This window comes from Candidatus Alcyoniella australis (genome assembly GCA_030765605.1).
Classification (GTDB): domain Bacteria; phylum Lernaellota; class Lernaellaia; order JAVCCG01; family Alcyoniellaceae; genus Alcyoniella; species Alcyoniella australis.
Map to the genome: position 1 here is coordinate 1 of JAVCCG010000111.1, position 9,286 is coordinate 9,286.

Consider the following 9,286-nt stretch of genomic DNA (forward strand, 5'->3'; position numbering starts at 1 on the left):
ATCGTGTAGACCTCGACCTTGGGGTAGTGCGGCACTTTCCCGCACTCGACCAGGCTGCGGCGGCAGAGGCGGTCGAGAACTGGAATGGGCTCGTCAAGCTCAGCTATAAATCCCGCAGCCTCGGCAGTGAACGGCCCCTCAAAGATCGATACCGCCTCGATCAGTCGGCGCTCGTCAGCGGAGAGCGCGTCCAGGCTCAGAGATAGGGAGCCATCAAAACTGCTGAGGCTGGGGTCTACGTTCGCAGCGTGCGCCTTGGTTATAAGGTTCCGCGCCTGTTTAACAGCCTGATCCGGTTTCAAGGATGACTCGGCCAGGAAGCCGCCGATCAGGCGACAGGCCAAAGGATGGTCCGATAGCTTGCCCGCGATCTCGGACAGCACATCAGCCTTATAGTCCTCTTGCTTGATGGAAAGTTCGTCTCGAATGACAGCCACCGCAGGCTCTCGGTCAAGGGACGGAACTTGGATAGTTTTCTCTCCCGTTAAATGCGTGGGAGCCTCGCGGGATGTGATCAGCAGGGTCGCGTTTGGACTGATTCGGTTGAGAAATCCGAGCAGCGCGTCAACGTCAGTATCGCCGTGTTCCTGGGCATGCAGCACGGTCTCAAAATTGTCCAGGATCAGCAGGCGGCGGGCATCGGCTAAGCCATTGAGCACATCCGTTTCTAGCTCTTCCCCAGATAGCCCCTCTATTGCACCCTTGCCCAGGAGCCTCTTCCCGATCTCGTTAAGAAAATTTTGCAGGGTTGTGTCGGTCTTGAAGCTGAAGCCCCAGACAGCGTCGAAGCGGTCCTTGACCCGCTCGGCCGCTTTGCACGCCAGCACTGATTTGCCGATGCCGCCCATGCCCAACAGGGTAAGCACGCGATGCTCTTGCAGCAGCGCCTCGATCGCGTCCAATTCCTTTTCCCGGCCGTGAAACGAGGCGGGGGCGTAGATAGCGGAGAGGTCGAAGGTGGGAGAGATTTCCAATGGTTCCGATACAATAGGCTCGACTTTCCCCCGGTGTTTCAGACCAATACGTACTAATTGTATTGAGATATAAGTACAACTAAGTGCAACAATTATCCCCAATACGGGAATCAATACTTGTACAACAAAATCTTGAGTTAAATACCATCCCATGGTTTAAATAAAAACCTCCACCAATTCCAATAGAATATATTCGCCGTATGGTCAAGTTATTCTGCGAAAAAGGCGAAAAAGTGATATTATTTTTCCAGGAGGTTGATTAATGAAGAATATCGCATTGTGGGTTCTTTTGCTGACGTTGGCCGCGGCTTCGGTTTTGGCAGCCCAGGACAAGCTCGTCGCGCCGACGAACCCTGACGAGCTGGTCGTTTTCGTGAATCAGGCCGCTGCTTTTGCCAATCTGGAGGGCAAGGATGCGGCGCTTGTTGTGTTCAACGACAAGAACGGCAAGTTCACGGTCGGCGATGTCTACGTGTTCGCCTACAACTTCGACGGCATGTGCCTAGCGCACGCCCTGCGGCCCGAGCGCGTGGGGACCAACACCCTGGCGGACAAGGACGTCAACGGGGTGCCGTTCATCAAGAACCTGCTGGAAACCGCCCGCGACAAGGGCCAGGGCTTTGACGAATACTCCTACGTAAATCCCAACAACGGCCAGCTCGCTCAGAAAACAAGCTATGTGATCAAGATCGACGACACATGGTGGATCGGCGCGGGGATCTATAAGAAGTAGGGCACACAAGATTTAACACTATCTTATTGCGTATATTGTCGTCCCGTACCTGTTTCGGGATCGCTAATACTGGAAAACGCGACGGGTCGCCGTACCTAGTTGCAGTAGTGCAGCAGCGTTCCGTTGAGGCCCGAGGCGAACACGTCGTCGGCTGACGCGCCCCAGATCGCTTGCAGGCCTTCGCTCACGCCGGAGTCCATGGCGCTCCAGGTTGCGCCGTCAAAGTGCAGGATATTGCCGCCCAGGCCGACCACGAAGATCTGATCGGCGGACGCGCCCCAGATGTCGGCGGGCACGAACTCGAGCTCGCGCAAAGCCGACCAGGATGCGCCGTTAAAGTGGAAGATCGCGCTTGAATCGGCCCCCTGCCCCACTGCGTAGACATCGTCGCCGGACGCGCCCCACACGCCGTAGAGGATGTAGTCGTTGCCCACGCTGTGCTCGGACCAGTTCGCGCCGTCGAAGTGCGCAATGCGGCCCTGCGCGCCCACAGCAAACACTTGGGCGTCATCAGCCCAGATGTCGAGCAACGCGGCATCGTGGGTCTCGCCGTAAATCGCGGACCAGTCTTGGCCGTCGAACTCAAAGACCCGGCTGGTCACGGCCACGGCCCGGCCTGCGGGCAATGCCTGCGTCGCGTTGAACGGCTCGTCGATCGCTTCGTCGAGCTGCTGTTGCGTCCACTGTGCGCCGTCGTAATGCAGCCAGAACAGGGATGCGCCGTTGCCAAAGTCGCCGATCGCGTGCACATCGTCCGACGCCCTGCCCCAGATGCAGCTCACCGAGGCCTGGGGCAGATCATCGCCGACCTGCTGTTGCGTCCACTGGGTTCCGTCGTAGCGCAGGATCATTGGCGCGTCATCAGCCCCGCCACCGGCAAACACGTTGTTCGCATCGGCGCCCCACAGCTCGAACAGATGGCTGGCGCTGGGCGAGTCCATCGAATGCCAGGACGCCGCATCGTCGTCGTCAAGATCGTCGTCATCGTCGCCCGCGCAACCCAGGCAGAGCAGCAGCGCGGCCGGCGCAATCAGCAGCAGCCAAAGCAAAATCGAGCGCCGTTGGTTCATCAATCGCCTCAGAGCATTGGGCCCAAGAAGCTGAAATATTCGTTTGCGCCGAACTCGATGGTCGTCGGGTCGGTGCAGTCGCTGCTGTCGCACTCGAACAGGTAATATCTCTCGCCCGTACCCGTGTACTCCCTGAGTAAAATCTCGGGGTGCCAATCGCCGGTCAGGTCGTAATAGGTGTAGAGATTGATCGAGTTGGTGGCCAGCACTCCCAGGTTGTAGGAATAGATCAGGCTCAGGTCGGCGCCGGAATAGACGTAGAGCGTGTAGTTGTACTGCCACTCGCTGCCGGTCCAGGTTGACGCCTTGGCCACCACGACCAGATCCATTGCGCCATCGCCGCCCAAATCGGCCACGCCGTACTGCGCGGTCCCGGACTCGCCCAGATCAAAAGTCGCCAGCACGCCGGAGCTCGCTCCGCCATTGACGTCGAGCAGCTCGATCCGGCCCTCGGTCGAACCTACGGTGTGAAACTGGCCGATAAAGGCCAACTGCGGATCATCGGCAAAAGAGTAACCGACTTTTAGATAAGAGCGTCCCGTGCAATAGGCGAAGTCTCCGTTGGTGTCGGTCGGCAATGTGAAGTCCATCAGGCTCGAATAGCTGTCCGCGCCGTTCAGGGCGTAGAAGTCGCTGGCATACCCGCCTTGCGACTGCTCGTAAAACGGGTCGAGTACGCCGTCTGAATTTAAGTCCGCCTGGCGCATGGCATAGGAATAGCTATCAGCGTAGTCCGGCGAGGCGTACTCATCGACGAAATCGTCGTTAAAGCCGACGATCTGAACCGAGCCGGTGCGGGTCGCTTTGTCCGAGGGGTCGGAATAGGTCTTGGTGATCATCACCTCGGCCCGCCCGTCGCCGTCGTAATCTCCGGCCCTGGCCCCGCTCCAGCCTCCGCCCTCGTAAAAGTCGATGGGCGCCGAGCTGTGCTTGAGCTCGCCGCTGTCCAGATCAAAGATCATCAATTGGCCGTAATCGTGTCCGCCGTCCTCGTACTCGTGGTAGCCCAGCAGCTCGTGGGCGCCCTCATCGCCGGTCATGTCGGCCGCGTGAAGATAGATTTGATCGACATGGGCGTAGAACATCGGCGAGAACAGATCGATGCTCGGATCGTTGATTGTGGCGCTCAGGGTCATCGCGTCGGGCGTGATCTGATAAAGGTTGTAAGTGCCGCTGCCGCAGCAGCCCTCGGCCGAGGTAAGCAGCTCGGGCAGGCCGTCGCGATTCGCATCGATGATCATGATCCAGGGATAGGCGTCGGCCACGAAGTCGGTCTCAAACGCCGGAGTGTCGAACTCGCCGTTGAGATACACGCTGTAGACCGTGCCGGTCGTCGCTTTGACCTCGACCACGTTGCCCAGAACGAGATCCCACACGCGGTTGCCGTCGAAGTCGGCCACCGCGATATACGGCTCGCCCTGATATCCGATGATCTGCTCGCGCTCCAAAGTACCGGGCTCGACCAGGTACAGGGCGAACTCGTCGCCAACGTAGGATTCCATCAGCAGCTCGTTGTCGCCGTCGCCGTCGTAATCGACCGGCACAATGCAGTTGACCACGGGCAGCGGCGGCAGATCGTCGTCGTCGTCATCGTCATCGTCGTCATCGTCGTCACCTGGATTATCATCGTCATCATCGTCGTCGTCATCATCATCGCAGCCGCAGGAACACGACACGGCGAACAAGGCGCTGAGCAACAGCGCCAGGACAATCCAGAGCAGAAGCAGTGCGCGATTTTTCATTATTTTCCCTTTTAGTATTGGAACACGCCGATGATAGCCATGGTGCTGTCAACCGATCAAGGAATATAATTTTGAAACCACCTTTGGCAGGGCGGTGGGCGGCGTAAAAATAATGTCAACGGGTACTCAAGGAAAAATCCCGTGAAATTGCCCGTTGACATGCGGCCCGATGCTCACTAATCTAACTTTACCACTAGCTTAGCTCGAAGATTTTGATACGAGCGGATCAACGCCTTCCAATAAATACTCGAACGGCCGCACTGTAGGCGGTTTGAGAATCAATACGCAACGCGAGTGAAAACCCGTATCAAGCGACCCCGCAACCAACGGTGAGGCAATGGCAAGCAAAAAATATCCAAAGTGGTTCAAAGACTGTTTCGTCAGTAACTCCGAGGCGCTGGACGCCACGATCAAGTCCGGAGTCTATATCTCCTCGGGGTTCGCCACCTCGGAGCCCCATACATTTTATGATGCGCTGTGGGAGCACATCCAGTCCCACGACCTGCACGATATCAACATCCGACAGGCGTTGTTCATGGCGCCGTTCAATCTGCTGGTGGGCGATGCGCTGCAGGCCAAGGGCCTGCTCAACGGCCTGGCCAATCGCGTATCCGGCGTCTCGCTGCTGAACAACATCGCCAGTCGCGCCAACCAAATCACGCAGAAGCTCGAGGGGCTGCACAAACTGATCGAGCATTTCAAGGAGCTTCAGCAACGCAAGATCGTCTTTGTCTCGGCGTTCATGGGTCCGGCGTCGAACATGGTGATCCCCGACAATCCGATCACCAGGCTGCGCTACCCCGAGTTCGTGGGCCGCAATAAGTCGCGGATGGGCATCGTCGACCACCAGTCGTGCCACTTTCCCGACGCGCCCGACGGCATGGCCTACGATCAACAGGGCAAGATGATGATCGACGTGTTCGCCCTGGTAATGACCCCGCCCAACGCCAAAGGCGATATGAGCCACGGACTGGCCAACGGCGCCAACGGTCCGACCATCGAAATAGCGCTGCAACCGAGCTCCAAAATCAAGCTCGTGCTCTACATCAACAAGAAATATCCGTTCACCATCGGCTTTAACGACGCGCCGAACACCGTCAACATCAGCCGCTTTAAAGACGCGGCCAAGCAGGGCCGACTGTTTCTCATCGAGGATGACGGCAAACTGCCCGCCCTGCCCGCCCACAGTTTTGAAAACCCGGCCCCGGTCGAACTGCAGATCGCCAATAACCTGGTCAACCACATGGAGATGCACAAGGATTTGACCCAAGGACGGGCGATCCAGGTCGGATTCGGCGGCACCGGCGTACTGGCGATCAGGGGACTGGCCGACTCGAGCTGGACCGGACGGATGTACACCGAAATGCTCGAGCCGTTCACCATGGACCTCTGGGAACAGGGCAAGATCGCCGGTTCCCACAAGATCGAGATCGACGGCAGACGCACAATGCTCGACCACAAGATGGTCTGCACCTTCACGGTCTGCGAGGAAGATTCGGACTTTTACGACAAGCTCAACAACAATCCCGACGTGCTGGTCGCCCCCTCATCGCGCGTGGTGATTCCCGAGGCGTTCTACTACGGACTGGGGATCAACAATATTCTGGGCATCGACTTCCACGCCCAAGTCAACTCCGGCGGTCGCGACAAGAACCACTACTCGGGAATCGGCGGCGCAGCCCAGATCATGCGCGGACTGGCCCGCGGCGGCGTGGCCTACCTCTGCCTCAAATCAACCCACAAGACGCCCGAGGGCAAAGTGCGCTCGTCGGTCTTCCCGTTTATGCCCGAGGGCACGCCGATCAGCATGATCGGGTCGGACATCCTGGGCACGCGCGAGAACGCCCAGGTCTTCCTGGTCACCGAGCACGGCGTGACCAAGATCAACGCCATGAGTCAAGCCAACTTTATCCGCAACGCGATCTCCGTGGCCCACCCGGACTACCGCGATTGGCTGGCCCACAGCGCCTGGGAGGAATTCCGCGCCAAGATCTGAGCTGCGGACGACCGACGTCGGGCGAGGAGATCTCGCTGCTGGTCGAGGGCATCAAGATCATGGCCCTGCAGAACTGCTCCTACAAGGAGTCGCAGGACAAGGAGCCGATCTACGGCGCCGGATTCATCAAGGCCCACGCCATAGGCCGGGGCAAGCGGAAGTTTGAGCTGGACTTCGAGGTCAAGGAGCTCAACCAGTCCGTGATCGAGGAGCCGACCAACGCGCCGAGAAGCAAAACGATGCAGCTCAAGGTGGTCAAGGTCAACGGCAAGGAGTACGCCTCGCTGCTCGATATCAAGAACGCCACGGTGCTGATCGTCTACCCGGCCAAGAACGGCGTGCAGAAGATCAAGAAGTTTACCGGCTTTGAGTTTACCGATGTCGAGGAGGGCTTCGCCTTTGACGACTCGGCCGTGGGCAAGAAGTGCTCGGGATTGGCAATATGGGGCGAAGGAATGGTCTGATTTGAGAAGCGGATACTAGGCGTTGTTGTTCCAGCTATTGCCGCGCACAACGCGATACGTTTTCGGCCTCTGCCCCATTAGTGTCATGCCGAGCTCTTCTCAGCATCTTGATGTAGCTATCCCGAATTCGGGATAGCTGTGTGCCTTTCGGCATGGCGGCTAAAAAGCATTTGTAGCGAACCAGAGAGGGAAGCCCTCTCTGGACTCTCCCCGCCAAGTGCTCAAGGGTACAATCAGTCCCGGGCGCAACGGAAACCCAGAGGGCCGCCCCTGTTCGTCGGAGCGCCGTAGTACCGGTACGACGCGCGCAGGTACCTGCCGAAGCCGTCGCCCCAGCAACCGCCGCGCACAACGCGATACGTTCCCGACGACGGGCCACGCGGGTCACTAGAGGGACTGGAAGAATAATATCTTTCACCGTACCAATCCGACACCCATTCCCAAACATTGCCGTGCATGTCGTAGAGACCCCAGGAATTGGGCCGCAGCTTCCCAACAGGATTCGTGCACCCGGAAGATTTACAGGAATCATAACTTTTATCGTACCAGGCGTACTGGGAAAGAGCGCCCTCGTCATCGCCGAAACAGTACTTGCCTGTCGACCCGGCACGAGCCGCGTACTCCCATTCCGCCTCGGTCGGAAGCCGATAGGCGCTCGTCCCTTCCTTCGCGTTGAGCCTGCGTATGAATTCCTTGGCGTCGTTCCAGCTCACTTTCTCAACCGGCCGATCGCGCCCCTTGAACTCGCTCGGATTGCTGCCCATAACCGCCACCCATTGCTCCTGAGTCACCTCGTATGTGCCCAAGTAAAACGGCTTGCTGATCGTGACCCGGTGCTGGGGATCATTACCGAAGCAATTTTCGAAATTCTTGTTGCAGCCCATCGTGAAGCTGCCTGACGGAACCAGGACAAACTTCATGCCAATGGAGTTGGTCATGGTCTTCGCTTGGGAGGATTGGGCCAATGTCGCCTGTTGGAAACCAAGGGCCGCAACAGCCGCCAGAATCAAGTAAACCAGTGCTCGTTTCATCCTGTGTACTCCTCGAAGCAGGCGACTCCGACGACCATGCGCCGGAGCCGCCATCAGTCGCGTTTTACCTACTTGCAGTGGACGTTGAACTCCTCGTCGCCCGAAACGTGGACGCTGCCCACGGAGTTGCCGTCGCAATAGACCGTGATCGTTTTATCGACAGAGCCGCCCAAATTGAGAGAGTAACGGCCCTGCGAATCCGGATAGGCCTTGTTGCCGTTCCACGATGTTGAAATCGTATGATTGCTCTCCATGCACTTTTCGCCGCTCGAGGCGTAGCACTGGCCATGGATCCCGTCAGCGTAGGCCAGGGCGGAGATGAGGCACAACGCACAAACCAGCACAAATATTCGCTTCATGGGAATTCCCTCAAGATGTTTATCGTTTTAATAGTTCCTTCAAGGCCGGAAAGTCAACTGCAATAACTGGGGGACTCCCCCTTCTATGTGGAGCGTCAAGGTTTTTATTTCAAGCGTTTTTTTAAACAGTCGCTTTTATCGCAAGATATTCGGATAAAAACGCACATCAGCTTTTCTTGTATCCATATCGGTACTCCGATAATTTGACTACATAGGGTTATCGAAAACATCGAGCCCCGGTTTGGTCTCTCGCAGGCCACCGGGGCTTTTTCTTTGGAGGACACATGGACGACAGACTGCAAGGGGCGATCGCAATAGTCCGGGCCGAATATCCCGAGGCCCGGCTGTTCCAGATCTGCATCCCGGGCGACGAGGAAGTCTACCTCGCCCGCAAGTGCGCCTGGAACGAGTACAAGCGGCTGATCGGAGCGGTCAAGGACGAGGTCACAGCCAACGAGGTGCTGGTCCAGAAGTTCCTGGTGCACCCGAAGCTCAGCTACGAGCAGATCGACCTGGAGCTCGACCCGGGCAAGGTCGTGATCCTGGCGCACAAGAAGTAGGCACCTTTGAGGTGCCCGCAAAGCTCGCGTAGTACGCTGGTCGTAGCGCCACGACCTTTTCCGCGTAGATAGCTTTGAGCTACAGCAAAACTCGAGCAGGACGATGGGCTTAGTGCTACCAACCTCTCCGCGCCCGGGCGGCTTAGAGCCGCCACAAAACTCGCAGCACCTTTGAGGTGCCACAAAACACGCGGATTACGCTGGTAGTTGACCAACGTGCCACTCCGCGACCAAAGATCGGGGAGGTGGGGTAAAGATCGTTAAAACGATCTTTGTGTATAAGGCGAGCGGCGCATTGCCTCAGGGTTTTCATAAACTCCTCACCTTGCCACCTCGAATAACACCTCTTCTCTCGGC

Annotated in this window: 9 protein-coding genes; 4 read left to right on the forward strand and 5 right to left on the reverse strand. The window is 57.7% G+C overall.

The features are described 5' to 3' along the window. Positions 1–1,127, reverse strand: a 1,127-nt coding sequence (locus tag P9M14_13265) for an NB-ARC domain-containing protein (GenBank protein MDP8256714.1), incomplete at its 3' end; no start/stop codon positions are given. A 109-nt stretch (positions 1,128–1,236) separates the two neighbouring features. Here P9M14_13265 and P9M14_13270 point away from each other — a divergent pair. Further along, positions 1,237–1,707: a cache domain-containing protein gene (locus tag P9M14_13270; GenBank protein MDP8256715.1), complete on the forward strand. Its 471-nt coding sequence runs from the start codon at positions 1,237–1,239 to the stop codon at positions 1,705–1,707. A 95-nt stretch (positions 1,708–1,802) separates the two neighbouring features. Here the strand turns inward: P9M14_13270 and P9M14_13275 are convergent, their stop codons facing one another. Both P9M14_13275 and P9M14_13280 read right to left on the reverse strand, forming a co-directional pair. Beyond that, positions 1,803–2,777 carry a hypothetical protein gene (locus P9M14_13275; GenBank protein ID MDP8256716.1) on the reverse strand — a complete coding sequence of 325 codons (975 nt, stop codon included), beginning with the start codon at positions 2,775–2,777 and terminating at the stop codon, positions 1,803–1,805. Positions 2,778–2,785: 8 nt separating this feature from the next. Further along, positions 2,786–4,519, reverse strand: coding sequence for a hypothetical protein (locus P9M14_13280; protein MDP8256717.1), 1,734 nt, complete (start codon positions 4,517–4,519; stop codon positions 2,786–2,788). Positions 4,520–4,856: 337 nt separating this feature from the next. Between P9M14_13280 and P9M14_13285 the strand changes: the two genes are divergently transcribed. Continuing rightward, on the forward strand, positions 4,857–6,515 hold the full coding sequence (locus P9M14_13285) for an acetyl-CoA hydrolase/transferase C-terminal domain-containing protein (GenBank protein MDP8256718.1): 1,659 nt from the start codon (positions 4,857–4,859) through the stop codon (positions 6,513–6,515). Next, on the forward strand, positions 6,470–6,979 hold the full coding sequence (locus P9M14_13290; GenBank protein MDP8256719.1) for a hypothetical protein: 510 nt from the start codon (positions 6,470–6,472) through the stop codon (positions 6,977–6,979). Before P9M14_13285 ends, P9M14_13290 begins: the two co-directional genes overlap by 46 nt. Before the next feature lie 233 nt (positions 6,980–7,212). On the opposite strand, the gene P9M14_13295 is transcribed toward P9M14_13290, so the two are convergent. Both P9M14_13295 and P9M14_13300 read right to left on the reverse strand, forming a co-directional pair. Further along, positions 7,213–8,010: a formylglycine-generating enzyme family protein gene (locus P9M14_13295; protein ID MDP8256720.1), complete on the reverse strand. Its 798-nt coding sequence runs from the start codon at positions 8,008–8,010 to the stop codon at positions 7,213–7,215. Positions 8,011–8,078: 68 nt separating this feature from the next. Further along, the gene (locus tag P9M14_13300; protein ID MDP8256721.1) at positions 8,079–8,369 is read right to left on the reverse strand and encodes a hypothetical protein; all 291 of its coding nucleotides are present in this window, start codon (positions 8,367–8,369) and stop codon (positions 8,079–8,081) included. Positions 8,370–8,653: 284 nt separating this feature from the next. Here P9M14_13300 and P9M14_13305 point away from each other — a divergent pair, with 284 nt between their 5' ends. After that, entirely contained in the window at positions 8,654–8,929 is a 276-nt protein-coding gene (locus tag P9M14_13305) for a hypothetical protein (protein ID MDP8256722.1), read from the forward strand. The last annotated feature ends 357 nt before the right edge of the window (positions 8,930–9,286 follow it).